20 protein-coding genes and 1 pseudogene are annotated in these 24,534 nt (G+C 65.2%); 11 read left to right on the top strand and 10 right to left on the bottom strand.

What is annotated here, in order from left to right:
- Window positions 1–45 precede the first annotated feature (45 nt).
- Complete coding sequence (locus M2319_RS16320; protein WP_264602519.1) at window positions 46–1,221, top strand: ROK family transcriptional regulator; 1,176 nt, start codon at window positions 46–48, stop codon at window positions 1,219–1,221.
- A gap of 90 nt (window positions 1,222–1,311) precedes the next feature.
- Here M2319_RS16320 and M2319_RS16315 read toward each other — a convergent pair whose 3' ends face one another.
- From M2319_RS16315 to M2319_RS16290, 6 genes are all read right to left on the bottom strand, one after another.
- Window positions 1,312–2,658 carry a TRAP transporter large permease gene (locus M2319_RS16315; protein WP_264602518.1) on the bottom strand — a complete coding sequence of 449 codons (1,347 nt, stop codon included), beginning with the start codon at window positions 2,656–2,658 and terminating at the stop codon, window positions 1,312–1,314.
- A complete protein-coding gene (locus M2319_RS16310; protein WP_264602517.1) occupies window positions 2,651–3,142 on the bottom strand; it encodes a TRAP transporter small permease subunit in 492 nt (163 codons plus the stop codon). The genes M2319_RS16315 and M2319_RS16310 overlap by 8 nt, the downstream gene beginning before the upstream one ends.
- A gap of 168 nt (window positions 3,143–3,310) precedes the next feature.
- Window positions 3,311–4,363: a TRAP transporter substrate-binding protein gene (locus M2319_RS16305; protein ID WP_264602516.1), complete on the bottom strand. Its 1,053-nt coding sequence runs from the start codon at window positions 4,361–4,363 to the stop codon at window positions 3,311–3,313.
- 70 nt (window positions 4,364–4,433) lie between these two features.
- Complete coding sequence (locus M2319_RS16300) at window positions 4,434–5,261, bottom strand: MBL fold metallo-hydrolase (protein WP_264602515.1); 828 nt, start codon at window positions 5,259–5,261, stop codon at window positions 4,434–4,436.
- Window positions 5,262–5,283: 22 nt separating this feature from the next.
- A complete protein-coding gene (locus M2319_RS16295; protein WP_264602514.1) occupies window positions 5,284–5,979 on the bottom strand; it encodes a FadR/GntR family transcriptional regulator in 696 nt (231 codons plus the stop codon).
- Between the two features lie 227 nt (window positions 5,980–6,206).
- A complete protein-coding gene (locus M2319_RS16290; RefSeq protein WP_264602513.1) occupies window positions 6,207–7,085 on the bottom strand; it encodes a LysR substrate-binding domain-containing protein in 879 nt (292 codons plus the stop codon).
- 177 nt (window positions 7,086–7,262) lie between these two features.
- Between M2319_RS16290 and M2319_RS16285 the strand changes: the two genes are divergently transcribed.
- The 5 genes from M2319_RS16285 to M2319_RS16265 all read left to right on the top strand — a co-directional run bounded on the left by M2319_RS16285 (window position 7,263) and on the right by M2319_RS16265 (window position 12,663).
- Complete coding sequence (locus tag M2319_RS16285; protein WP_264602512.1) at window positions 7,263–8,456, top strand: ABC transporter ATP-binding protein; 1,194 nt, start codon at window positions 7,263–7,265, stop codon at window positions 8,454–8,456.
- Entirely contained in the window at window positions 8,453–9,412 is a 960-nt protein-coding gene (locus tag M2319_RS16280; RefSeq protein WP_264602511.1) for a carbohydrate ABC transporter permease, read from the top strand. The genes M2319_RS16285 and M2319_RS16280 overlap by 4 nt, the downstream gene beginning before the upstream one ends.
- Complete coding sequence (locus M2319_RS16275) at window positions 9,409–10,299, top strand: carbohydrate ABC transporter permease (protein WP_264602510.1); 891 nt, start codon at window positions 9,409–9,411, stop codon at window positions 10,297–10,299. Before M2319_RS16280 ends, M2319_RS16275 begins: the two co-directional genes overlap by 4 nt.
- A 107-nt stretch (window positions 10,300–10,406) precedes the next feature.
- Window positions 10,407–11,666 carry an ABC transporter substrate-binding protein gene (locus M2319_RS16270; RefSeq protein WP_264602509.1) on the top strand — a complete coding sequence of 420 codons (1,260 nt, stop codon included), beginning with the start codon at window positions 10,407–10,409 and terminating at the stop codon, window positions 11,664–11,666.
- Window positions 11,667–11,832: 166 nt separating this feature from the next.
- On the top strand, window positions 11,833–12,663 hold the full coding sequence (locus M2319_RS16265) for a phosphodiesterase (RefSeq protein ID WP_264602508.1): 831 nt from the start codon (window positions 11,833–11,835) through the stop codon (window positions 12,661–12,663).
- An 81-nt stretch (window positions 12,664–12,744) separates the two neighbouring features.
- On the opposite strand, the gene M2319_RS16260 is transcribed toward M2319_RS16265, so the two are convergent.
- From M2319_RS16260 to M2319_RS16250, 3 genes are all read right to left on the bottom strand, one after another.
- A complete protein-coding gene (locus M2319_RS16260; RefSeq protein ID WP_264602507.1) occupies window positions 12,745–13,605 on the bottom strand; it encodes an aldo/keto reductase in 861 nt (286 codons plus the stop codon).
- A 353-nt stretch (window positions 13,606–13,958) separates the two neighbouring features.
- A complete protein-coding gene (gene rpsU / locus M2319_RS16255; RefSeq protein WP_264602537.1) occupies window positions 13,959–14,234 on the bottom strand; it encodes a 30S ribosomal protein S21 in 276 nt (91 codons plus the stop codon).
- Window positions 14,235–14,611: 377 nt separating this feature from the next.
- Window positions 14,612–15,322 (bottom strand): response regulator, encoded by a 711-nt coding sequence (locus tag M2319_RS16250; protein WP_264602506.1) that lies wholly within the window; start codon window positions 15,320–15,322, stop codon window positions 14,612–14,614.
- Window positions 15,323–15,538: 216 nt separating this feature from the next.
- On the opposite strand from M2319_RS16250, the gene M2319_RS16245 reads away from it, so the two are divergent.
- The 5 genes and pseudogenes from M2319_RS16245 to ccmI all read left to right on the top strand — a co-directional run bounded on the left by M2319_RS16245 (window position 15,539) and on the right by ccmI (window position 22,786).
- Entirely contained in the window at window positions 15,539–17,842 is a 2,304-nt protein-coding gene (locus tag M2319_RS16245; RefSeq protein WP_264602505.1) for a hybrid sensor histidine kinase/response regulator, read from the top strand.
- Between the two features lie 224 nt (window positions 17,843–18,066).
- Complete coding sequence (locus tag M2319_RS16240; protein ID WP_264602504.1) at window positions 18,067–18,879, top strand: Crp/Fnr family transcriptional regulator; 813 nt, start codon at window positions 18,067–18,069, stop codon at window positions 18,877–18,879.
- Window positions 18,876–20,837 (top strand): annotated as a pseudogene (locus tag M2319_RS16235) (heme lyase CcmF/NrfE family subunit); the annotation flags it as partial. The gene M2319_RS16240 and the pseudogene M2319_RS16235, both read left to right, overlap by 4 nt.
- A 15-nt stretch (window positions 20,838–20,852) precedes the next feature.
- A complete protein-coding gene (locus M2319_RS16230; protein WP_264602536.1) occupies window positions 20,853–21,356 on the top strand; it encodes a cytochrome c-type biogenesis protein in 504 nt (167 codons plus the stop codon).
- On the top strand, window positions 21,353–22,786 hold the full coding sequence (gene ccmI, locus M2319_RS16225; RefSeq protein ID WP_264602503.1) for a c-type cytochrome biogenesis protein CcmI: 1,434 nt from the start codon (window positions 21,353–21,355) through the stop codon (window positions 22,784–22,786). The genes M2319_RS16230 and ccmI overlap by 4 nt, the downstream gene beginning before the upstream one ends.
- Before the next feature lie 46 nt (window positions 22,787–22,832).
- Here the strand turns inward: ccmI and M2319_RS16220 are convergent, their stop codons facing one another.
- Window positions 22,833–24,500, bottom strand: a complete 1,668-nt coding sequence (locus M2319_RS16220; RefSeq protein ID WP_264602502.1) for a DUF262 domain-containing protein — start codon at window positions 24,498–24,500, stop codon at window positions 22,833–22,835.
- Between the last annotated feature and the right edge of the window lie 34 nt (window positions 24,501–24,534).

Here is a 24,534-nt window from a genome sequence, read left to right as displayed (position 1 = left end):
TGTCTGTCATTATGACATATTAATTCGAAAGGGCAGAATTCCGCGATGCTCAAAGGCACCAACAACGTCCAGGCCAAGCTCAACAACCTTTGGGTTGTGTTCGAGGCGGCCCGGATACACGGCCCGCTGTCGCGCACCCGCATCGCCGAGGTCACGGGCCTGTCGAAGCAGGCCGCGTCGGTGCTCGTCGACCAGTTGCTGGAAATCGGCTTCGTGAGGGAAGAAAAATCGAAGGAACGGCGGGTCGGCAAACCGCCGAAACCGGTGTTCCTCAACGAAGACGGCGCCTTCACCATCGGCCTCCATGTCGACTTCGGCCGCATGTCCGGCATCGCCATGAATCTCGGCGGCAAGATCCTCGACCGCGAGGGCGCCTCGCTGACCGAGTTCGAGCCGGACCGGGTCGCGGAGAAGCTCGCCGGTATCGCCCACCGGTTGCTGGAACGGGTGGAGATGGACCGCGACCGGTTCTACGGCATCGGGCTTGCGACCCCCGGACCGTTCGGCGTTGCCGGCATCAGCCCGCCCCGCCTGCCCGGCTGGGACGGCGTCACGCTCGCCGAGCACCTGCGCCGGGTCGCCGGCGTTCCGGTCGCGCTCGCCAATGACGGCCAGTGCGCGGTCTCCGCGGAAGGGCGGTTCGGCGAGACGGCGCGCACCCTCGACAATTTCGTCTACATCTATCTCGGCAACGGCCTCGGCACCGGCATCATGGTCGACGGCGCGGCCTTCGGCGGCAGCAACGGCAATGCCGGCGAACTCGGCCACACCATCGCCATCACCGACGGCCATCCCTGCATCTGCGGCAAGCGCGGCTGCCTGGAGACCTATGTGTCGATCGACTCGCTGGGGCGGTTCCTGGAGGAACGCGGCCACGGCATCGCCAATGTCGGCGAGCTGGAGTCCCTTTCAGCCGACATGCCGGCCGTGTCGGAATGGATCGACATCGGCGCCGAGCCCCTGCGCATCGGCGTCAACGCGCTGGAAAACCTGTTCGACCCGGAGACCATCATGCTCGGCGGCGACGCTCCGGACTGGCTGATCGATGCGTTCATCGAGCGCACGCAGCCGCTCTATCCGTCCGTCTCCCAGGAGAGCCGCAAGGTCCCCCGCCTGATGAAGGCCGAGCTCGGTGCCGACGCGGTGATCCAGGGGGCGGCCATCCTGCCGGTCCTCAGCCGCCTCAATCCGCATTACTCCGACGAGAACATGTTCGCCTGACCGGTGCGACGATGACCGCGCCGGAGCGTTCCGGCGCGGTACATGCGCAGTCGGTAGCGAACGGGCCGCGGGCTCGTCGCCAAGGCCGCGTTAATGCGAGGGTCCGATCATCTGGGCCGGAAGCCAGGTGATGATTTCCGGGAACAGGGTGAACAGAATCAGCGAGAACACGATGATGCCGACGAAGGGCAGGACGCCCCGGATGATCTCGCCCATGGTCAGGCCGACCTCCTCGGGCGCGGCGCCCTTGAGGACGAAGATCGACATCGCCATCGGCGGCGTCTGGAAGGCCATCTGCAGGTTGATGCAGATCATCATGCCGGCCCACAGCGGGTCGAAGCCGAGCTGGGCGAGGATCGGCGAGAAGATCGGCACGATGATGAAGACGATGCCGATCCACTCGATGAACATGCCGAGCATGAAGACGATGATCATGATGACGAGGAACGACGCCCACCTGCCGCCCGGGACGGCGAGGATCATTTCCGCGACGACGTCGCCCGCACCCGCATTCATGAAGATGCCGACGAAGGCGTAGCAGAGCGCCGCGATCAGCACGACGAAGGCGCTGACCCTCAGCGTCTCGATGCTGGCGTCCCGGATCATGCCCCAGCTGAACTTGCCGTAGACGACGGCGAGCAGGATGGAGGCGAAGCTGCCGACGGCGGCGGCCTCCGTCGGCGGCGCGACGCCGGCGAAGATTGTGCCGAGGACTGCCACCATCAGCGCCACCGGCGGCACCAGCGCCATCAGCAGCTTGCCGACCTTGTCAACGGTGAACGGCGTCATCTGCTCGGCCGGGATCGGTGGTCCGAGGGAGGGATTGAGCTGGCAGCGGGTCACCACATAGACGATGTAAAGGCTCGACAGGATGAGGCCGGGGAACACCGCACCCATGAACATCTGGCCGATCGAAAGGCCTGCCTGGGGCGCATAGACGACCAGCATGATGCTCGGCGGAATGAGGATGCCGAGGGTACCCGAGGCGACGATGGTGCCGGCCGCCAGCGAGCGGTCATAGCCGCGGCTGACCATCGGGCTGAGTGCGATCAGGGCGAGGATCGTCACCGAGGCGGCGATGACGCCGAGGCAGGCGGCGAGGATGGTGCCGAAGATGATGGTGACGAGCAGCAACCCGCCCCGGAACGAGCCGAGGGCCTCGTAAAGGCGCTGGTAGAGCTCCTTGGTAATGCCCGACTTCTGCAGAACCACGCCCATGAAGGTGAACAGCGGCACCGCCAGGTAAGGATAGTTGAGCGACAGGTCGTAGAAGCGGGAATAGAGGATGTGGAAGGTCGTCGTCGTGCCGAAGGTCACAAGGCCGATGAAAAAGGCGATGCTGCCGATGACAAAGGCGATGGGAAATCCGGACAGGGCGAGAACGAAGACGCCACCCAGCATGAGGATGGCAACGAGTTCGGGGCTGAGCTCAATCAAGGGTCTCGTTCCTTACCAGGAAGTAGAGGTCACGCGCGAATTTCGCGGCGGCCTGCAGGAGAAGCAGGAACAACCCGATCGCGAACAGGGTGCGGTAGGGGGCGGCGGGCGGATACCAGAAGCTGTTGAACATGACCTCGTTGATCCGCCAGGCCCGGATCGCCCAGGTGACCGACATCTGGAACATCACGATCATCAGCGGGAACAGGAAGACGGCGGCACCGATGACGTCGATCAGCGCCTTGGTCCGGTCCGAACAGCGGCTGTAGAGGAGGTCGACCCGGGTGTGGGAGTCCTTCATGTAGGTGTAGGACGCCCCGAGCAGGTAGATCGCGCCGCCGGCCATGCACATGGAGTCGTAGGCCCAGATGGTCGGCGCGTTGAAGAAGTGCCGGGAGACGGTCTCGAACGTGCCGACAAGGACGAGGAGAACGGCGAACCACTTGCCCACCGCGCCTGACAATGCGCTCAGGCGGTCGATCATTCGCGGTAGCTTTCGTATGAAGGTCACATGGTCCTCCCTGCCCTTATCGGACGTTTTTCTGCTGGCTGGCTTGCGGGCCCGGAGCGTGTCGCGCTTCGTCTGGAAGGCGCGGCACGCTTCGGGCCGTCGTTTTCACGCGATTGATTGTCCGGAAAGTCCTTCCGCGCGTCAGGCGTTGGCCGCCTCGTAGGCCGAGCGATACGAGGTCATGGAATCGTAGATCTCCTTGAAGATCGGCGATTCCTTCTCGCTCTTTTCGGCGTAGAAGGTGTCGGCCTCGGCCGTCAGGGCGGCGACGATCTCGTCCGGTACGCGGCGCACTTCGTTGCCGGCCGCCCGGAACTCCTCGACCGCCTTGATCGACTCGTATTCCAGGTACTCGTGCTGGTCCTGGGTGAAGCGCGCGACCAGGCCCTGGACGAGTTCCTTCAGGTCTTCCGGCAGGGCCGCCCAGGCCTCCTTGTTGACGAAGAACACCTGCGGATCGCTCGGCGCGCGGGCCGGCGAGACGTAGACGTATTTCGCCACCTCGTTGAAGTGCATCTTCCAGTTCGACGCCAGCGTGGAGTATTCGAACGCGTCGATGGTGCCGCGCTGCATGGCCTCGTAGAGCTCGCCGCCCGGAATGATGACGGTGGCCGCACCGAGGCGCTTGAAGATCTCGCCGCCGTCGCCCATGCAGCGGGCCTTCAGGCCCTTGACGTCGTCCATGCTGTTCAGTTCGACCTTGGAGTGGAAGAAGACCTCCGGCGGCAGCGGCGACAGGGCACCCGGGAAGGTGATGGCGTTGTAGCTGTCGCCCATCATCTTGTTCATCAGGTCGGCGCCGCCGGCAAAGTCGAACCAGCTCCTCAGGGCATTGCCGGCAAGGCAGCCCGGACGCGAGCTGATCAGACCGGCGGCCGGCCATTTGTCGAGATTGTACATCGGGCAGGTGTAGGCCATCTGCAGGACGCCCTGCTCGACGGCGTCGAGTTCCTGGTAGGCCGGCACGATGGAGCCGCCGACGAACGGCTTCACGGTCAGGCGGCCGTCGCTGGCCTTGGTGATCGCCTTGCACAGCATGTCGTGGTAGATCTGCGAGGGATCGGACGCGGGGCCATGGCCCGACGAGCGCCAGGTGATCTTGTCGGCCGCCTTGGCGGTGACGACGAACGGCGCGGCCAGCGGCGCGGCGCCGGCCAGGGCTCCGAAGCGCAGGAATTGTTTTCTCGTCAGCATTTCATTTCCTCCTTGGTCATGCTGTCTGTTCGCCGCGGATTTCTGCTCTCGCGACGCCTTTTTCCGGCACCTAGTGGAAGACCAGAGAGGTGCCGGTGCGGTTGTGGTAGTGGCGGGCGCCGAGGGCCTTCATCTGTTCCGTGGCCTTCGGGCCGGTGCAGTGCGACGCGCCGATCACCGAGATTCCCTTCCGGTCGAGATAGTCGAGCGTCGCGGCGATGCGGTCCGGCGTCGCCTCCATCAGGTGGGTGCCGCCGAGGACGGCGTGGATCGGCCGCCCCAGCCGCTTTTCGGCGGTGTCGAGCAGGTTTCTGATGCCCGGATGCGAGCAGCCGACCACGGCGACGATGCCGGGCGGCGTCTCGATCGCCAGCATCACCTCGTCGGAGAACGTGTCGTTGACGAATCCGTCGTCGGTGCGCAGCTTGAAGCGCGGATTGACGACCTCATCGCCATGGGTGCGCTCGAAATCGGTGATGATGTGAACGCCCGGCACGAGCTCGCTGATCGGCTCGGAGACGGTTCTGCACGTGATGCCCTTGGCGGCCAGCCACGCCTCGTCGAAATCGTTGCCGAGGAATTCATAGGCCGCATCGAGGGCCGCATATTTTTCAACGAAGAAGCCCTTGCCGGTGACGAGTTCGAAGCCGTCATTCACCGAGGCCAGATGGCGCAGACCGCCGGTATGGTCGTAATGGCCGTGGCTGAGGACGACCGTGCCGACGCGCTTGAGGTCGAGGCGCAGGTGCTCGGCATTGTGAAGCAGCGCGTCCGAGGCGCCGGTGTCGAACAGGATCCGGTCGCTACCCGTATCGATGTGGAAGCAGAGCCCGTGCTCGTGCCGGAGCGCTTTGTGCTCTCCCGGGCTGTTTTCGACGACGGTGGTGATCTGGATCATGCAATCCTCCAAGCCGGACGGGTCACCGCTTCGACGAAGCGATGACGTCCTCCAATGCGTTGTTGAGATGGGCCGTCATCTCCAGCATGGCCTTCTCGCCATCGCGGTCCTTGACGGCGTCAAGTATGCGGCTGTGCTCGACCATGGTTTTTTGAAGACGGTTCGGTATGTGCAGGCTGGAAATCCAGCCGTCGATCTGCGAGCGCACCAGCGAGCGGACGAGGGCGAACAGCACCTTGTTGCGGGTCGCCTGGCTGAGCAGTCGATGGAACTCGCGGTCGTGGACGATCGTCTCGGCCGCATTTCCCGCATTCGCCGTGCACAGCAATTGCTCATGGGCGGCGGAGAGCTGCGCGATGTCCTCGGGCGTCGCATTGATCGCCGACAGCCGCGCGACCTGGGGCTCGATCATCAGGCGGACCTCGAAGTTCTCGCGCAGCGAGACCTCGTTGGTCTTCAGCCACTCGACGAAGGCGTCGAAGGACTGGCTCTCATTGTCGGTGATGAAGATGCCCTTGCCGTGCTTGACCGAAAGCTGGCCCTGGGCTTCCAGAATGCGGACGGCTTCGCGAACGGACGACCGGCTGACCCCGAGACGGGTCTTGAGGTCGTTTTCCGAATAGAACTTGTCACCCGGCGCAAAGCCGTCATCCGCAATCATCTGCTTGATAGCGTCGACGGCGCTTTGGGATAGCCTGACTCTGATGACCCGGTCCATGCCGTCGCCCCTCCCAGGCTTCAAGCACGGTGAAGATTTTCTTGTTAACTTGTCTACTCATCAGACAAGTTGGGGTTTGTCACTGCGACGGATCGCCCTCCGCGTGTGCCGGAGGGGCAGGACAGGCGGCGCGACGGGAGCAAGCGGAGGACGCCGAGCGCAGACCTCGGCCGGGATCGGCCCCGCGAAACGGGCCGGTCCGCGACCGCTTGCCCGCTCCGCGCCGATTATTCCCCGGGCCGCGCTTCCTCGGCGATGTCGATGAATTCGCGCACGGTCCGCAATTCGCTGCGGTCGGCGGCGGCGACGAGGCAGGTCCGGTAGCTCTCCGGCAGCTCGCGGATCGGGCGCATCACGAGCTGGCCGGACGGATAGAAGCTCTCCTCCAGGAGGATGCCGACGCCGATGCCGTGCAGGATCGCCTCCTTGACCACCGGAAAGGTCGTCATCTCGATCATGCGCCGGAGCTGCAGCCCGTGCGCGGCAAGGCATTCGCCGACGATGCGCCGGGTCAGCGAACCGGCTTCCGGCAGCACCAGCGGTTCGTTCTCCAGCTCGCGCAGCGAGATTTCGGGACGCCCGGCGAGCGGATGGTCGGCGCGCATATAGGCCATGTAGCGGACCCGCGCCAGCTCGACCGCGACGAGGTCGTCGGTCAGGTCCGGCTCGGTGATGACTGCGACGTCGATCTCGCGCTTGCGCAGCTTGTCCATCGCCAGCGTCCAGCTCGCCAGCGTGAAGGTCAGCTTGACGTCGGGGAAGCGCCGGCAATAGCTGCGGATCAGCGGCAGCGCCGGCCGCGGCGCGTTGGCGACGACGTCGAGATGGCCGGCGGACAGGGTGCCGTAGGCGGCGATCTTTTCCGCGATGAGCTGCTCGGCGGTGCGCATGCGGTCCGACAGGGCGAACAGTTCCAGCGCCGGCTTGGTCAACTCCAGGCCGCCCCGCGTGCGCAGGAAAAGCTGCGTTCCCATCTGCCGCTCGAGCCTGGCGACGTGCTGGGTCACCGCCGATTGGGTGATGCCAAGCACCTCGGCGGCTTTGGAGAAGCTGCGTTCGCGGGCCGCATGGGTGAAGGCGGCGATCTGCGGCGAACTCACTTTCACGATGTCCTCCAAGGGCTTGTGCTCGGGTGACCCGGCCCTGGCAAGCAGAGACCGCCGCCGGCGGACAAGCGGGGGTCCGGCTGGCCATTAGCTCCGCTAATAACACTTCACAGGAATGTCAATCGTACTTGCTACCACAGCCGCGATCGCAGCACCGGCGACAACGGATGGGGCAGCATGGCAACCGTCACCCTTCACAATATCCGCAAGAGTTTTGGCACCACCGAGGTCCTGAAGGGCGTCTCGCTCGACATCGCCGACGGCGAGTTCGTGTCGCTCGTCGGCCCGTCCGGCTGCGGCAAGTCTACTCTCTTGAAGATCCTCGCCGGCCTGGAGCCCCAGGACAGCGGCGACGTCGCCATCGGCGGGCGCGTGGTCAACCACATCCGGCCGAGCCGGCGCGACCTGGCCATGGTGTTCCAGTCCTATGCGCTCTATCCGCATCTGACGGTCGAGGAAAACCTGATGGTGCCGCTGAAGCTGCGCCGCCTGACCCGGCTGGAACTGATGCCCGGCCTCGGCCATTTGATGCCGAGCCGCCGGCAGAAGATGCGCCGCATCCGCGCCCTCGTCGAGGAGACCACCGAGACGCTGAAGATCGGCGACCTTTTGGCGCGCAAGCCCGGCCAGCTTTCCGGCGGCCAGCGCCAGCGCGTGGCGGTCGGCCGGGCGATGGTCCGAAAGCCCGTCGCCTTCCTGATGGACGAGCCGCTGTCGAACCTCGACGCCGCGCTGCGCGTCCATATGCGCGCGGAGATCGCCGAACTGCACCGGGACCTTGCCACCACCTTCGTCTACGTCACCCACGACCAGGCCGAGGCGCTGACCATGTCGGACCGCATCGCGGTGATGATGGACGGCGAGGTGCTGCAGTTCGCCTCGCCCGACGAGGTCTATCACGACCCGGCGGACCTCCGGGTCGCCCAGTTCATCGGCTCGCCGAAGATGAACACGCTGCCCGGTGCGCTCGGCAGCGGCGGCGCCGTCTCCACGGTCGGCGGCTACACCTTCGCGCGCGCCTTCGACGGGCCGCCGCAAACGGTCACCGTCGGGCTGCGGCCGGAGCACCTGGCGATCGCGCCAAAGGCCCCGAACGGGCGCGCCATCAAGGTCACCGTCCGGCACAAGGAGAACCTCGGCTCCGACTTCTACATCCACGCCAATGTCGGCGACACGGACCACACCATGATCGTGCGCACCGAGCCGCACACGGCGCAGGCCCTGCCGCTGCAGGGCGCGGCGGAGATCTGGTCGGAAGAGGACCGGGCGGTGGTGTTCAGCAGCGACAACCGCCGCATCTACGCCAGCGACGAGCCGCGCGGTTTTGCGGCCGCGGACATATCTCTCGCGCCGGCCGGGGCCGCGCAATGACGGCCGGGGCGCACGCAAGAACGGTCCCCTATCTCTTCGTCGCCCCGGCGGTGGCGCTGATGGTGGTCATCCTGCTGGTGCCGGTGGCGATTGCCGTCCTCCTGTCGTTCACCGACTACAGCCTCGGCAATGCGGACTTTTCCTTCGTCGGCATCGACAATTACGAGGACATCTTCAGCCGCCGCACCTACGGCAAGATGATCGCCTCGTCTCTCCTCTATGCGGGCGTCGTGGTGCCGGCCTCCATCGGCCTCGGCGCGGCGCTGCTGATTTCCTCGCTGCGCTTTGCCCAGGATTTTTATAAGGCCGTGTTCTTCCTGCCGACCATGGCGGCACTGCTGGCGATGGCGATCGTCTGGGAATTCATGCTGAACCCGACCATCGGCTCGATCAACGCACTGCTGTCGGCCGGCTGCGGCAGCCCGTTCTGGCATGGCCTCCTCACCGGCGCCTTCCTCGGCATCGACCCGGCGACGACGTGGTACGGCAATGCCTGCGCCACCGGCTTTCCGCTCTGGCTGGGCGACCGCGCCTATGCGCTGTGGACGCTGTGCTTCATCGGCGTCTGGCAGGCCTTCGGCTTCAACATGGTGCTCTACCTCGCCGGGCTGACCGCGATCCCGCGCGAGCTCTACCACGCGGCCGAGATGGACGGCGCGTCCTCGGCCTGGGACCGGTTCCGGCTGGTCACCTGGCCGCTGCTCGGCCCGACCACCGTCTTCGTCGTCACCATCACCACGATCCGCTCGTTCCAGGTCTTCGATTCCGTCGAGGCGCTGACCGCGGGCGGCCCGTCCAAGTCCACCTATGTGATGATGTACGCGATCTACGAAAAGGCGATCCGGCAGAACCTCATCGGCATCGGCGCGGCGATCACGGTGGTGTTCCTCATCTTCGTCATGGTCGTGACGCTGATCCAGCGACACTACGTCGAAAAGCGGGTGCACTACTCATGATGCGGTCCGGGGTCGGGGAAACCTTCAAGCACATTGTGCTTCTGATCGGCGTCGTGATCGTCATCGCGCCGTTCTACATGATGGTCAGCTATTCGCTGAAAAGTCCGTCGGAGATCCAGACCGGGTCGGGCGGTTTCGCCGGCAGCCAACAGCCCTTCGTCGACGAGTACTGCGTCAAGCTCGGCAATCCGGAGACCGCCTGCAAGGTGCGTCCGGCCGTCTACAACTACGTCACCGCGTTCTCCAAGGCACCGCTCCTCCGCTACCTCCTCAACGGCGTCGTCGTCACCGTCTCGATCTTCCTGATCCAGGTCGTCGTCGCCCTGCCCTGCGCCTACGCGCTGTCGAAGCTGACCTTCTACGGCCGCGACGTGGTGTTCTCGCTGGTGCTGTTCTGCCTGTTGATCCCGGTCCACGCGATCGCGCTGCCGCTTTACATCATGCTGTCGAAGGTCGGCCTCATCAATTCCTACGCCGCCCTCATCGTGCCGTGGACGATCTCGGTCTTCGGCATCTTCCTGATGCGCCAGTTCTTCATGACGGTCCCGGACGAGCTGATCGATGCTGCGCGGATGGACGGCATGAGCGAGTTCTCGATCGTCTGGCGGGTGATGCTGCCGACGGCCGTCCCGGCGCTACTGGCCTTCGCCATCTTCTCCGTCGTCGCGCACTGGAACGACTATTTCTGGCCGCGCGTCGTCATCACCGGAAACCAGGACCTGTTCACCCCGCCGCTCGGGCTCAGGGACTTCCGGGGCGATCTCGACGGCAACGACTACGGTCCGATGATGGCGATCGCCACGGTGATCGTCACGCCGCTGGTGGTGGCGTTCCTGATCGCCCAGCGGCGGTTCATCGAAGGCATCACCCTGACCGGCATGAAATGACGCGCCCCGCCCGGTCGCACAACAATCGGCCGCCGATGGCGGCTGAACGGCGAGACCCTGACCGCCGGCAAGCCAATCAGGGTCTCTTTACAGCGAAGGAGCAACACATGAAGCGTTTGACGATCGCTGCAATCCTTGCAGCCGCCCTGTCCTCGACCGCGCTTGCGCAGGACAAGGTCACCATCGAAGTGGGCTACCCGTATTCGGCCCTGTTCGATGTGACGTTCGAGAAGATCATGCCGATGTTCAACGAACAATACCCTAACATCGAGGTGAAATTCCGGGCAACCTACGACGACTACGAGGACGGTACCAACACGATCCTGCGCGAGGCCGTCGCCGGCACCCTGCCGGACGTCACCATGCAGGGCCTCAACCGCCAGGCGATCCTCGTCGAAAAGGGCATCGCCCGCTCGCTCGAGCCGTTCATCGCCAAGGAAGCCGACTTCGCCAGGGACGGCTACCACAAGGCGATGCTCGACCTCGGCACCTTCGACGGCGCGGTTTACGGCCTGCCCTTCGCCGTGTCGCTGCCGGTCGGCTACTACAACATGGACCTGATGGCCAAGATCGGCATCACCGAGGCCTCGCAGTTGCCCAAGACCTGGGACGAGGTCACCGACAACTGCAAGAAATTCCACGAGATCGGCATCGAGAACCCGCTGTTCTGGGGCTGGAGCATCACCGGCAACTGGTTCCTGCAGGCGCTGATGTGGTCCCAGGGCGAGCCGATCCTGACCGCCGACGGCCGCGTCAACTTCGACGGCGAGGCCGGCCTGACCGCATTCAAGACCATGCACAAGCTGTTCCGCGAGTGCCACATGAAGAACCTGTCGGGCACCGAGGCCGGCCTGCCCTTCGCCGCCGGCGAGATCGCCATGTATTACTGGTCGACCTCCTCGGTCGGCGCGATCGAGCGCACGAAGGGCGATTTCCCCCTCGTCACCCACGAGTTCCCGGGCATCGGCGCGCCGCCGAAGGGCCTGCCGGCGGGCGGCAACGCGGCGATGCTGGTTTCCACCTCCGAAGATCCCGCCCGGCTGCACGCGGCCTGGACGTTCCTGAAGTTCATCACCTCCGGCGTCGGCGCCTCGGTCGTTGCCGAGACCACCGGCTACATGCCGCCGAACAAGGCCGCCAACGATCTCCTTGCCGACTTCTACAAGAAGAACCCCAGCAAGGAGACCGCGGTGCGCCAGGCCGACCTGTTGAAGGACTGGATCGCCTATCCGGGCGACAACGGCCTTGCCATCACCCAGGTCATCTATGACGGCATCGAGGGCATCGTCACCGGCGAGAACGATGACATGCAGGAGCTGCAGGAAGAAATGGTCGAGGAAGTCTCGGACCTGCTGCCGAAGAAGTAGGCCGCGCCCGCAGCGGGCGTCCGCAAGACAGGCGACAGGGGCCGGCTAGATCGTGCCGGCCCCCTACGCCGACGCGTCCGCGCCTGCCCGTTTGCCTTTCCCCGATCCTCCGACCGCCGATTGACCGGCGGGCCGCCGCCCGCACGACAAGGAATGCGTTTCCGACATGCCGATGAAGCTGCTGCACCTCACCGACATCCACCTCACCACGCCGGGCCAGACCATTGCCGGCCGCGATCCCAACGCCAATTTCCAGGCCGCGGTCGACCACGCGCTGGCGCATCATCCGGATGCGGAACTGATGGCGATCACCGGCGACCTCTCCGACTGGGGCGACCGCGCGGACTATGAGCGCCTGCGGGAGCTGATCGAGGGCATCCCGATGCCCGTGGCGCTGTGCATCGGCAACCACGACGACCGGCCGACCTTCCTTGAGGTGTTTCCGGAATATGCCGGTGAGGGGGGATTCGTTCAGACCGTCCGCGAGACCTCGGCCGGGCGCTGCCTCTTCCTGGACACCTGGGGACCTCAGACCCATGAGGGCCATTACTGCGCGGCCCGGCAGGCCTGGCTGGAAGAGCAACTGGCGGCGAGCGAGCGGCCGGTGTTCCTCTTCATGCACCACAATCCGGTGCCGACCCACGTCGCGCCGCTCGACGAGATCCGCCTCAAGGACGATGTCGCGTTCCGGCGGATCGTCGCCCGCCACCGGGACAAGGTCCGCCACGTTTTCCACGGCCATTGCCACCTGCCGATGGCCGGCTCGGCCGGCGGCGTGCCGGTGACGAGCCTGCGCGGCACCAACCACGCCGGCTTTGCGAATTTTGCGGAAATGAGCTTGCTGACCGGTTCGGACCTGCCGCCGGCCTATGGCGTCGCCTTCGTCGCCGACGACTACGTCACCGTGCACATGGTCGAATTCGGCTATGACGGGGAACTGTGGGCCGAGAACGCGCCCGACTATGCGAGCTGGGACCGCGCGACGATGGTGCGGTGAGGAGAGTGACCGGAAGAACGCTCCGGGACGCGGGTGTGATCGCTGGCGGTCGACCGCCAGCGATCGGAGGGTGCCGTTGCCTTACACCTTGCCATAGACCGGGAAGACGCTGGCATCGCCGTAATCCTTGATCGGCTCGGCATTCTTCAGCGTTTCCATGTCGGCGCCGGAGATCTCGAAATCGACGGCGGCGTTGGTCTTCATGTGCTCCGGGTTCGCCGTCTTCGGCAGGGCGACGAGGCCGAGCTGGAGGACGTAGCGGATGCAGAGCTGCGGGACGCTGACGCCGTATTTTTCGGCGAGCGCGGCGATCTCGGCATTGTTCAGGATCTTGCCGTGGCCGATCGGCGAATAGGCCTCGATGAGGACGTCCTTGCCGCTGGCGTAGTCGATCAGGTCGAACGGCGTGTTGCTGACATGGGCGAGGATCTGGTCGACCATCGGCTTGACCGAGCCGTTGTCGAGGATGTTGTCGAGATCCTCCTTCTGGAAGTTCGACACGCCGATGGCGCTGAGCTTGCCGGCCTCATACGCCTCTTCCAGCGCCCGCCAGGCTTCAAGGTTGCCGGCGAAATGGTGATCGTCGCCGTGGAATTCGGCCCAGGGCTTGGGGCTATGGATGATCATCAGGTCGATGCGGTCGAGGCCGAGGGTCTTCAGCGAGCCGTCGATCGCGGCCTTGGCGCCCTCATAGTCCTTGATCTCGGCGGCCAGCTTGGTCGTCACGAACAGCTCGTCGCGGGCGACGCCGCAATTGCGGATGCCGTCGCCGACGCCGCGCTCATTGGCATAGGCCTGGGCCGTGTCGATGTGGCGATAGCCGAGGTCGACGGCGGTGCGGACGGCGTCGGCAACCGCGCCGTCGTCGATCATCCAGGTGCCGAGCCCGAGCTTGGGGATCTTGACGCCATTGGCGAGGGTGAAGGTTTCTTGCAGGATCATGTGACTGTCTTTCGTCTCAAGGTGTGTGACCGAATCGCGAGTCGGATCCGGCGGCCCGGTACGCGTGCGCCGCGTCGGACCGCCCTGCCGGCAGCCGGCATCGGAACGGAAATATCCGTGGCCGCAGGGCGCGCTTTCAAAAACAGCGCGGCGGCGGGCCGATGCGTGCCGGATGCGGGTCGTCCGGATCCATGCTCCCTATCTAATGCGATCGGGGCGTCGGATAATCCGGCAAAAATTGATTTGATTTATGAATGCAGGACATGAATGGGGCGGCCGTCCCCATGAGAGACCGAGTTTGCCCGCCCGCGGGGGCGGCGCCGGGCAGCGCCCGGCGTCCGCCGCGCCCGCAATTACGACGCGCCGCCGGCCCGTCGTGCCGGAGCTTTCTTCTTGCGTCCGGGGATGAGGCCTTCGCGCTGGGCGAGCTTGCGCGCCGCCTTGCGTCCGCGCCGGACGGCCTCGGCCTTTTCGCGCGCGCGCTTCTCGGACGGCTTTTCGTAGGCGCGCCGTGCCTTCATCTCGCGGAAGACGCCTTCGCGCTGCATTTTCTTTTTCAGGACGCGGAGCGCCTGGTCGATGTTGTTGTCTCTGACGAGGATCTGCAAATTCTCTCCTAACTTGGCTATGCGTGGCGGGGCGGCCTGCCCGTCGGCAGCGCCCCGGTCGGTGTCCGGTCTGTGTGTCCGCGTCCGGTCGCCATCCTCGGGCCGTATGGGGTTGCGGCCGGCCCGGCCGGCGAAAACCCCAAGCTGCCCCTATTCGCGGGCGGCGCCCCTATCGCGTTCGAACACGGTCTGGATACGAACTGGCACGCGCGGGTCGCGGCCAATACCCGGATGAATGCATTCTGGAGGGAAGTCTGAAACGAGCGCGCCCCGACAGGGTGGAGCAAAGCGGCCCAGCCATCCGGCCAATATCCATGCGGTCTAAATAATGGCGTTCGGCAAAATTCACAAGCCCCGGCGCAATCCGGGCGTCTTGCCGCCCTTCCCGGACACCGCCCTCATCCCCCGGCCGGAAAGACGTAGCCGACGCCGTGCACGGTCTTGACGTAGCGCGGATTGGCCGGGTCTTCCTCGATCTTGCGCCGCAGACGCATGATGTGGACGTCGACCGACCGGTCGCCCACATAGGAGGCCCGGCCGCGGGCGATGTCGAGGAGCTGGTTGCGGCTCAGCACCGCCCCCGGATGCTCCAGGAGCGCGGCGAGGATGTCGAATTCCGCCGTCGTCAGGCCGGCATCCATGCCGCTCTCCCGATTGACCAGGGCCCGCTGCGCCAGCTTCAGCGACCACGGGCCGAACACCCGCTCCGCTTCGGCCGCGGCCTCCTGCGCCTCCTGCTCGGGCGCCCGGTAGCGCCTCAGCACCGACTTGATGCGGGCGGCGAGCTCGCGCGGCTCGAACGGCTTGGTGACATAGTCGTCGGCGCCGAATTCCAGCCCGATCACGCGGTCGAAGGCTTCGTCGCGGGCCGACAGCACGACGATCGGCAGGTTGGAGCGCCGGCGCAGCTCCTGCGTCAGTTCGAACCCGTCGCGGTCCGGCAGGCCGATATCGAGGATGACGAGATCGACGGGCGTCGCCTCGAATGCCTCCAGCATGGCCTCTCCGGTCGCCACCGTCGTCACCCGGTAGTCGAGCTTGGTGAGATACCGCTGCAGGAAGTCGGTGATCTGTGGATCGTCGTCGACGACGAGGATGTGGTCGGCCATTCAGGTGTGCGCCCTCTTTGCGCGCATTATATTCGGACATTGCACGCTTTGGTCGTATCGTCGGCGGGCTTGCATTTCCGCTCCGTCTTGCGAGGATAAACGCAGCCGGTGAAATCCGGCAAAGGATTTGGAGAGCCCGCCGGACGGGTCCGACACCTTCAGCGGCGTCCGCGTGCAAAGCATGCGCTTCTTTTGCGATCCACGGAAGGAACCGGCATGGCCTCTCTTGCTGCCAATCGGCGCCTGCGCTCCGTCCTCATTGTCGTCTATGCCGTCGCCCTCCTGGTGTCGACCGTCCTGCTCGGCCTCTATCTCGGCCTTGAGACCAACCGGCGCCTGCAGGCGATCAAGACGAGCTGGGTGCAGTTTTCCGAGGAAGCCGACCGCAAGGGCGCCTGGATCAGCGAGATCCGCGGCCTCATGGGCTATGGCGGCATCATCCACAACTTCAAGAACTATGTCCTGCGCAAGGACGATGCCTATCTTGAACGGCTCGAGGAGCAGCTCGTTCCGTTCCACGCCACGATGCGGGTCTATCGGGAGAGCCTGCCGGCCGGCGAGGAACGCCAGGCCCTTGCCACGATCGAGGGGACCATCCGCCGCTACGAGGAGAAAATCCCGATCGCCCGCCAGGCCGACCGCGAGAACTGGCCGGTGACGGAGACCGACCGGCTGGTCAAGGTCGACGACACGGCGGCCATCGCGGCGCTGGTCCGGCTGGAGGCGATCTGGACCGCCAAGCGTGACGACGCCACCCGCGATATCGTCACCGCCGTCGGCGAGGGCGAACGGCTGATCACCATGGGCTTCCTGTTCCTGTTCGCGCTCGGCGTCGTCGCCCTGGTGCTGATCGGGCTCTTGTTCGCGTTGCTGCGCGAATTGCAGGGTACGGTGGTGCGCCTGACGGAAGAACTGGCGGAGCGCCGCCGCGCCGAACAGGCCGAGCGCAAGCTCTCGCGCGCCATCGAGCAGAGCCCGGCGACCATCATCATCACCGACACGGACGGGCGCATCGAATACGTCAACCGCAAGTTCGAGACCCTGACCGAATATTCCCGCGCCGAGGTCATCGGCGAGACGCCGCGGATGCTGCGCTCCGGCAACACCGCCGACGAAACCTACCGGCGCCTGCGCCTGCAACTGCTGTCCGGCAAGGAGTGGCGCGGCATCTTCCGCAACCGCAAGAAGTCCGGCGAGCACTACTGGGTCGAGACCACCATCCTGCCGCTGAAGGACGATGACGGCCAGATCATCAACTTCATCAGCGCCGGCGAGGACATCACCGAAAAGCGCCGTGCCCGCGAGCAGATCGCACGGGTCCAGAAGATGGAGGCGGTGGGCCTGCTCGCCGGCGGCATCGCCCACGACTTCAACAACATCCTGACGTCGATCCTCGGCAACCTGCACCTTGCCCGCCTCGATGCGCCCAGGGACGGCAGCCTCGATGAGGAGCTCGAACATGCCGAACTGGCCGCCAAGCGCGCCCAGGGTCTCGTCAAGCAGCTCCTCACCTTCGCCCGCCGGCAGCCGGCGACGCCGGCACGCCTGCGCCTTGCCGAGGCGATCGAGGAGGACGTGCGGCTCTTGCGCGCCTCAATCCCCGTCAATGTCGGCTTCGACGTCCGGATCGCCGATCCCGACATCACGGTGATGGTCGATCCGAGCCACCTGAACCAGGTGATGATGAACCTCTGCCGCAACGCCGCCGAGGCGATCGGCACCGCCAAGGGCACCATCTCCATCACCGCGGAGACCTGCGACCGGCCCGATCCGGACCCCGGCGACGCCGATGCCGCCGCCGTCCTCGTCGACAGCCTGCCGGCCGACAGCGACCGCTGGGTCCGGCTCAGCGTCGCCGACGACGGGCCCGGCATGCCGGAAGATGTCGCCGGCCGGGTGTTCGAGCCGTTCTACAGCACCAAGCCGGTCGGCAAGGGCACCGGCCTTGGCCTGTCCATGGTGGCGACGCTCGCCCGCGAGATGGGAAGCCGGATCACCCTCAAGACCGGCCCCGGGGAAGGGGCGACTTTCTCCCTCTACCTGCCGCAATGCGAGGCCCTGGCGACGGCCGAAAGCCGCAGCGCGGGGCTGCCGGGCGGCCGGGAACGCCTGCTCCTCATCGACGACGAGGTCGACATCGTCTCGACCTACCGGCGCATCCTCATCCGCCTCGGCTACCAGGTCGAGGCCTATACCGAGCCGCGCGTCGCGATGGCCGCCTTTGCCGCCGTGCCCGGCCGCTTCGATGCCGTCATCACCGACATGGTGATGCCGGAAATGTCGGGCGAGGAGGTGGTCGAGGAGGTGCGGCGCCTCAGGCCCGACTGCCCGGTGCTGATCGCCTCGGCCTACCATCCGGAGTCGCCGGGCGAGATTGCCGGGCCACATGTGGCGTTCCTGGAAAAACCGGCCGATCCGGGGCACTTCGCCCGCACCCTGCGCGGCCTCCTCGATGCCGCCGCGGGCAATACCGATAGCGCCGCCGCGAGCGACGCCGAAACCCGGCGACACCACCCGTAACATTTTTTAACAATTGGGCGTTTCGCCGGAAAAACCGGCGTTACATGCAAGACTTAGCATGGCTTCCGTTGCCTCCCCCGCAGCAGCAGGCGCCTGGCGGCCGATCGTCGTCTCTACGGAACGCTCCCAAAAGTTCCGAAATGCCGCCAGGCGCCGGCAAACGGGGCCGGCCGAAAAAGCGCCAGGGGCGCCAACCAGAACAACAATTCGTTGGAGATCCCGCCGTGCCGCAGGAAGAGCCAGATCGGCTTGCCCGTTCGGTGACGGCCGGCCACGACTGTCCGGCCTGTCCGCTCGCGGGTTGCAGCTTTCGCGCGGTCGTCGCCGAGGCGGCGGCGCGCCGGACCCCACGGCCGCAGCACCAGTACGCGATTTCGCGCGGCGAACGCATCATCGAGGACGGCCCGTCCTGCAAGCGCATCTGGGTCGTCGTCAAGGGCCTCGTGGCGCTTGCCACCGTGCTGCCCGACGGCCGGCGCCAGATCACCGACCTCAGCGCACCCGGCGACGTCATCTGCCCGGTCGGCGCCGTCATCGGCGCCGAAAGCTGGGTCGAGGCCCTCGGTGCCTCCATCGTCTGCCAGGTCGCGCTCGGCGACCTGATGGCGCTCAACGGCCACGCCCACAGCCTGATGGCCGGGCTCTTCCGCCACACCCACCGCCAGCTCGAACGCCACAACGGCAACATGGTCATGCTCGGCCGCTTCGACGGCATGGAGCGGGTCTGGCAGTTCCTGGTCGAGATCACGCGGCGGCTCGGCCGGCAGGGCGTCGGCGGCTACCGGGTCGACCTGCCGATGAGCCGCGAGGACATCGCGGACTATCTCGGCCTCAATTCCGAGACCGTCAGCCGGCTGTTCAGCCGCATCCGCAAGACGCGCCTGGTGACCTTCATCTCGCCGACGGAGTTCATCGTCCACGACCTCGCCGCGCTGGAGCGCCGCCTGCCGACCGCGGGCCAACCGACCGAATCGCTGTTCGGGCGCATCCTGTTCGGCTGGCATGCCGCCGACCCGGCGGAGGAAGCCCCCGGATGATCGTCGAATTCGGACATTTCGCGCTGTGCCTGGCGCTGGTCGTCGCGCTCGCCCAGGCGGTGGTGCCGCTGATCGGCGTCGCCCGCGACCACGCCGGCGCCATGCAGCTTGCCGACCGGGCCGCCCAGGTCCAGTTCCTGGCGATCGCCGCCGCCTTTGCCGCGCTCACCTGGGCCTATGTGCAGTCGGACTTTTCCGTCGCAACGGTCGCCGCCAACTCCCACTCCACGAAGCCGCTGCTCTACAAGATCTCAGGCGTCTGGGCGAACCACGAAGGCTCCATGCTGCTGTGGGTGCTGATGCTCGCCCTCTTCGGCGCGCTGATCGCCCTTTTCGGCGGCAACATCCCGACCTCCATGCGCGCCCGTGTGCTTTCCGTCCAGGCGATGATCGGCACCGGCTTCCTCGCCTTCATCCTCGTCACCTCCAACCCGTTCCTGCGCCTTGCCACCCCGCCGATCGACGGACAAGGCATGAACCCGCTGCTGCAGGACCCGGGCATCGCCATCCACCCGCCCTTCCTCTATCTCGGCTATGTCGGCTTCTCGACGGCCTTTTCCTTTGCCGTCGGCGCGCTCCTTGCCGGGCGCATCGACCCGAGCTGGGCGCGCTGGATGCGGCCCTTCATCCTGGTCGCCTGGGCCGGGCTGACGCTCGGCATCGCGCTCGGCTCGTGGTGGGCCTATTACGAGCTCGGCTGGGGCGGCTTCTGGTTCTGGGATCCGGTGGAAAACGCCTCCTTCATGCCCTGGCTGCTCGGCACCGCGCTGCTCCACTCCGCCATGGTCGCGGAAAAGCGCGATGCCCTGCAGAAATGGACGATCCTGCTCGCCATCCTGACCTTTTCGCTGAGTCTCATCGGCACGTTCCTGGTCCGCTCCGGCGTCCTTTCCTCCGTGCACGCCTTCGCCCAGGACCCGGAGCGCGGCGTCTTCATCCTGGGTCTCCTGGCGCTCGCCATCGGCGGCTCGCTCGGCCTCTTTGCCTACCGGGCAGCGGAGATCCGAGGCGGCGGGCTGTTTCAGCCGGTCTCGCGCGAGGGCGGGCTCCTCCTCAACAATCTTCTGTTGGCGGCCGCCTGCGGCACCGTCTTCATGGGCACGCTCTATCCGCTGTTCCTGGAGATCACGACCGGCGCCCGCATCACCGTCGGCGCGCCGTTCTTCAATCTGACCTTCGTGCCGATGTTCCTGCCGGTCGCCTTCGTTGCCGGCATCGGTCCGTTCCTCACCTGGAAGCGCGCGGACCTCAGCCCGCTCGCCCGGCGCCTGCGCGCGCTGTTCGGCCTCGTCGTCGCCGGCGCCGTCGTCGTTGCCTTCCTCGACGGGTTCAAGAATCCCTTCGGCGTTGCCGGGCTTGCCGTCGGCGTCTGGCTGCTGCTTGCGACCCTTTTCGACCTTTCCTCCCGGGCCGGCTTCCGAAGGGCCGGCCTTCTCACGGGCCTCAGGCGGCTGATCGGCCTGCCGCGCACCGCCTGGGGCCTCCTTTTCGGCCATGCCGGCCTTGCGATCGCCATTTGCGGCATCGCCCTGGCCTCCACGTGGTCGGAGGAAGCGATCCAGGTCCAGCGCCCGGGCGAGACCGTCAGCGTCGGCGGCTACGACTTCACGCTGCTCGGCGTCAAGAACGCCAGCGGCCCGAACTACCGCTCCGAAATCGCCACCATCGAGGTCGCGCGCCACGGCGAGATCGACGGCGTCATGAAGCCGGAGCGCCGCTGGTATCCGGTCGAGGCCAAGGCGACGACGGAAGCGGCCATCGACACGCGCTGGCACGGCGATCTCTACGCGGTCATCGGCGAGCCCGACGGCAACGGCGGCTTCGTCACCCGCTACTACTACAATGCCGGCGTCGCCTGGATGTGGGTCGGCGCCATCGTCATGGCCCTCGGCGGCCTCGTGTCGCTCACGGACCGGCGCCTCAGGGTCGGAGCGCCCTCCCGGCCCAGGACGGGCAAGGGAGCGCGCCCGAAACTGGGGCGCCGCGGAGGCCATGCGGCGGTCGCCGCCGGCACGATTACGGTCATCGCGCTCGGCCTTGCCGTCCTTGCCGCGCACCCGGCAACGGCCGCCGGGCTGCAGGCCGACGAGTTCCTCGCCGATCCGAAACTGGAAGAGAAAGCCCGTGACATCGGCAAGGAGCTGCGCTGCCTCGTCTGCCAGAACCAGTCGATCTTCGATTCCAACGCGACCCTTGCGCATGACCTTCGCGTGCTGGTGCGCGAGCGGGTTGCGGCCGGCGACGACGCCGACAGCGTCAAGCAATATGTCGTCGCCCGCTATGGCGATTACGTGCTGCTGCAGCCGCCGGTGAAGCCGCTGACCTATGTGCTGTGGGTCGCCCCGGCGCTGTTTCTCGTGCTCGCCCTCCTCCTCGGCCAGCGCGTGCTTGCCGCCCAGACGCGCGCCGGCGCACCTGGCCTTTCCGATGCGGAGCGCGCCCGGGCCAAAGAAATCCTGAAGGGCGATGCCGCATGACGCTCTGGATCGCCATCGGCCTTTGCCTCGTCCTTGCCGCCCTCTGGCTCGGCCGGCCGTTCCTGCGCCGCACCGCCGGCGTCGTCGGCGAGGCGGACTTTTCCATCTCGGTCTACCGCGACCAGCTCGACGAGATCGACCGGGACGAGGCCGAGGGGCGCATCGAGCCGGCCGAGGCCGAGGCCGCGCGCGCCGAGATCGAGGCGCGCACGCTGAAGGCCGCCAAACGGCTCGACCCCGTCGCCCATGTGGCGCACCGGGCGCCGCTGGCGGGGGCCCTCGTCATGCTCCTCGTCGCCGGTGGCTCCCTCGGGCTTTATCTCCTCCTCGGCGTGCCGGGCCTGCCGGACCAGCCGCTTGCCGAACGCAAGGCCGAAGTGCTGCAGCGCCGGGCGGCCGGGGGCGACAGGACGGCCCAGATCGCGCTCCTCGTCGAGCGGACCAGGGCCGACCCTAAGGATTTCGAGACCTGGTGGACGCTCGGGCGCGCCTATCTCGCCCTCGACAACCCGACCGAGGCGGCGGGCGCGTTGAAGCACGCCGTGGAACTTTCCGACGATGACCCGGGAGTGCTTGCCGCCTATGCCGAGGCCGTCACGCTCGCCAACGGCAACAAGGTCAGTTCAATCGCCGAGATCAGCTTCCACAAGGTCCGCGAGAAGCGGCCGAAGGACCCGCGCGCCCGCTACTACCTCGCTTTGGCGAAGGCCCAGCGGCAGGATTTCGACGGCGCGCTACAGGACTGGATGGCGCTGAAGGCCGAGTCCGCACCGGGCGCGCCCTGGCTGGCGCTGGTCCGCCGCGACATCGCCAACATGGCGCGGTTCCTGAAACGCGACCTGAAAGCCCTGATGCCCGACGCCACCGAGGCCGAGCTCGCCCGCGCCGGCAATGCCGCCGCGTCTGAGAGTAGCGGCAAGGACGCCTCCGCGCGCATCAAAGAGCTTGAGAAAAAGCTCGCGGCCGAGCCCAAGGACTTTCGGGGCTGGATCGAACTGGCGACCCTTCGGGCCGAAACCGGCGCCAACGCCAAGGCGCTCGACGCCCTTAACAAGGCCCGCACCCGCTACGCCGCCGCGCCCTTCATCCTGCAACAGCTAGACGCCACCGCCCGCAGCCTCGGCCTCGACAATCTTGAGGTGCCCGCGGTGAACGGCCCGACCGCCACCGACATCGCCGCCGCCTCAGAGATGACCGACGAGACCCGCGCGGCCATGATCGACGGCATGGTCGAGGGCCTGGAAGCCAAGCTCAGCGAAAAGCCCGACAACCCCAACGGCTGGATCATGCTCATCCGCTCCTACTCGGTCCTGAACGAACGCGCGCGCGCCGCCACGGCACTTGAAAAGGCGCGAGGGCATTTCGAGGGGAACGAGACGGTGCTGGCGGCGCTGGATGAGACGGCGAGGGAGTTGGGGATTGGGGAGTGAGGTTCATGCAACAATGCTAGTTTAACTAGCGATCTTCCATGACAGCTCATTCGCCCCATTCCGCTAACGCAAACTGTTCAATCCGTTTCGCCCGATCTTTGACCTCCGATTCGGTCCATTCACCCGTCTCTTTGATTCGCTTGCCGACTGTCATGGTCTCACGAATGCCACAGCTGAGATACGCGTCAGCTTTTTTGTCGGGCGACTTGTTTTGAAGCGACGAGTTTACGCCCGGTGCGAGCATCGTCAGATTGCCGAGATGGTGTTCGAAATCAGGGGCAGCGCTTTGTGGCACGATATGTTCTATCGATTTTGAAGGCTCGACCGTCCAAATCTTATTCCATTGCGATATATTTATTTGTTCGCCAGCTTGCTCAGAAAGGTGCTCGTCGTAGCGGAAGAGAAGGTAACGCAGCTCTTCAGCCCATCCATCATAGCAGTATTCCCAATAATGCTTATCTCTAAACATGCTCTTGAGGTTATAGTCCTCACCAATGATCCTGAGTTTTTCGAAGATTTCAGTATCTGTAAGTTTTTTCGCCCAAATATCGTAGGCCAATCTGACGTACTCGCCAACTTTCATACGCGAGTCCGCCCCGCCAAGAGCAAAGATGCGGAAAGTCACCTTTTCCCAACCGAGTAATAATCGATCTTGGGTCTCCTTATTGAAGTCGCGTAACATGATCGCAATCGCTAGGAAACGGGCGTGGGCAATCTTGGTCACCGCAGCTCGTCGCTCATCGGAACTGATCTCGTTCACGAACCGGACAACCTTTCGAAGCCACTCCGCGGTTTCGACGATCTTGGCAAGCTCTTTCCCGCCGTGCCGGATTAGTGCGACCGATGCATCCTCTTCACCTAAGATCCGATTCGGCTGCGAGGCCGCCAACAACGTGCCAGCGAAGCGGAGTGCCTCGGTGCCCAACAACGGCTTCATACCCAGAATTCTATATATGTCCTGCCAAATGGTTCGCATTTCGCACAGACTATCGTCGCGGGCGCCTTCTTCGGAAAATTCAAAAATTGAGGCCATCATTTGGCTTTTAGTCTTATCGACCCAACGCACATCAAGGCCACGGCTATTAAGTACTTCAAATACGCGGTAGACAGTCGCTTCGTTGGAGAGCTCGTGGTATATTAAAGATAATCGGTTACGAATTGTAGCTAGTAATTCAATTAGCTTTCCCTTATTAGCCCAACTGGCTACGAACCTCTCGCAATCTTGGAAAGCTTCTACGAGGTTTTGATCCGAGGCAGTCGCAATGCAATTTTCATCAAATTTTCCAGTACGAACGTAGCTTGTGAAGACGTTGCTACTGTCATGATTGGTCTGGAGAAGCACGAGCGAGTGCTCGTCCCCTTTGACCAAAAGATCGCAAAGGTCACGTTTGGCACGGACTTCCCCATCTTCAACGCTTGAAAGGCTTTTTTCAATTGCCTTAAGAAGGATGATGAGGGTCGTGACGCGCTGCTGGCCGTCCACAAGTTCCACCGCGGTGAACTCGTCGGCAACAATAGTCCGTTTCTCGCGAGCAAGGGCGACTACCGTCGCCATAAAATGCTCCCGTCCGGACCGATAAGCCTCATCGATATCGGCAAAAAGGTCCTGTCTTTGTCGTTTCTGCCAAGAGTACGCTCGCTGATAACCGGGGATACGGAATAAGCGTCCTTCTACAAGGCCTGCGATCGTTAGATGCAATGGGTTGAGCTGCATTTAATCCTCCTATTGAAATTGGATCGCGTATATC

Source organism: Rhodobium gokarnense (assembly GCF_025961475.1).
Taxonomy (GTDB): Bacteria; Pseudomonadota; Alphaproteobacteria; order Rhizobiales; family Rhodobiaceae; genus Rhodobium; species Rhodobium gokarnense.
The sequence above is the reverse complement of the archived record's forward strand: the minus strand, read 5'-3'. Positions and strand labels throughout refer to the sequence as shown.

Bases quoted from the DNA above. Each gene is read 5' to 3' on its own strand.
- M2319_RS16320 (WP_264602519.1), top strand. From the start codon at position 46: ATGCTCAAAGGCACCAACAACGTCCAGGCCAAGCTCAACAACCTTTGG.
- M2319_RS16310 (WP_264602517.1), bottom strand. From the start codon at position 3,142: ATGATCGACCGCCTGAGCGCATTGTCAGGCGCGGTGGGCAAGTGGTTC.
- M2319_RS16305 (WP_264602516.1), bottom strand. From the start codon at position 4,363: ATGCTGACGAGAAAACAATTCCTGCGCTTCGGAGCCCTGGCCGGCGCC.
- M2319_RS16300 (WP_264602515.1), bottom strand. From the start codon at position 5,261: ATGATCCAGATCACCACCGTCGTCGAAAACAGCCCGGGAGAGCACAAA.
- M2319_RS16295 (WP_264602514.1), bottom strand. From the start codon at position 5,979: ATGGACCGGGTCATCAGAGTCAGGCTATCCCAAAGCGCCGTCGACGCT.
- M2319_RS16285 (WP_264602512.1), top strand. From the start codon at position 7,263: ATGGCAACCGTCACCCTTCACAATATCCGCAAGAGTTTTGGCACCACC.
- M2319_RS16280 (WP_264602511.1), top strand. From the start codon at position 8,453: ATGACGGCCGGGGCGCACGCAAGAACGGTCCCCTATCTCTTCGTCGCC.
- M2319_RS16275 (WP_264602510.1), top strand. From the start codon at position 9,409: ATGATGCGGTCCGGGGTCGGGGAAACCTTCAAGCACATTGTGCTTCTG.
- M2319_RS16270 (WP_264602509.1), top strand. From the start codon at position 10,407: ATGAAGCGTTTGACGATCGCTGCAATCCTTGCAGCCGCCCTGTCCTCG.
- M2319_RS16265 (WP_264602508.1), top strand. From the start codon at position 11,833: ATGCCGATGAAGCTGCTGCACCTCACCGACATCCACCTCACCACGCCG.
- M2319_RS16260 (WP_264602507.1), bottom strand. From the start codon at position 13,605: ATGATCCTGCAAGAAACCTTCACCCTCGCCAATGGCGTCAAGATCCCC.
- M2319_RS16250 (WP_264602506.1), bottom strand. From the start codon at position 15,322: ATGGCCGACCACATCCTCGTCGTCGACGACGATCCACAGATCACCGAC.
- M2319_RS16245 (WP_264602505.1), top strand. From the start codon at position 15,539: ATGGCCTCTCTTGCTGCCAATCGGCGCCTGCGCTCCGTCCTCATTGTC.
- ccmI (WP_264602503.1), top strand. From the start codon at position 21,353: ATGACGCTCTGGATCGCCATCGGCCTTTGCCTCGTCCTTGCCGCCCTC.
- M2319_RS16220 (WP_264602502.1), bottom strand. From the start codon at position 24,500: ATGCAGCTCAACCCATTGCATCTAACGATCGCAGGCCTTGTAGAAGGA.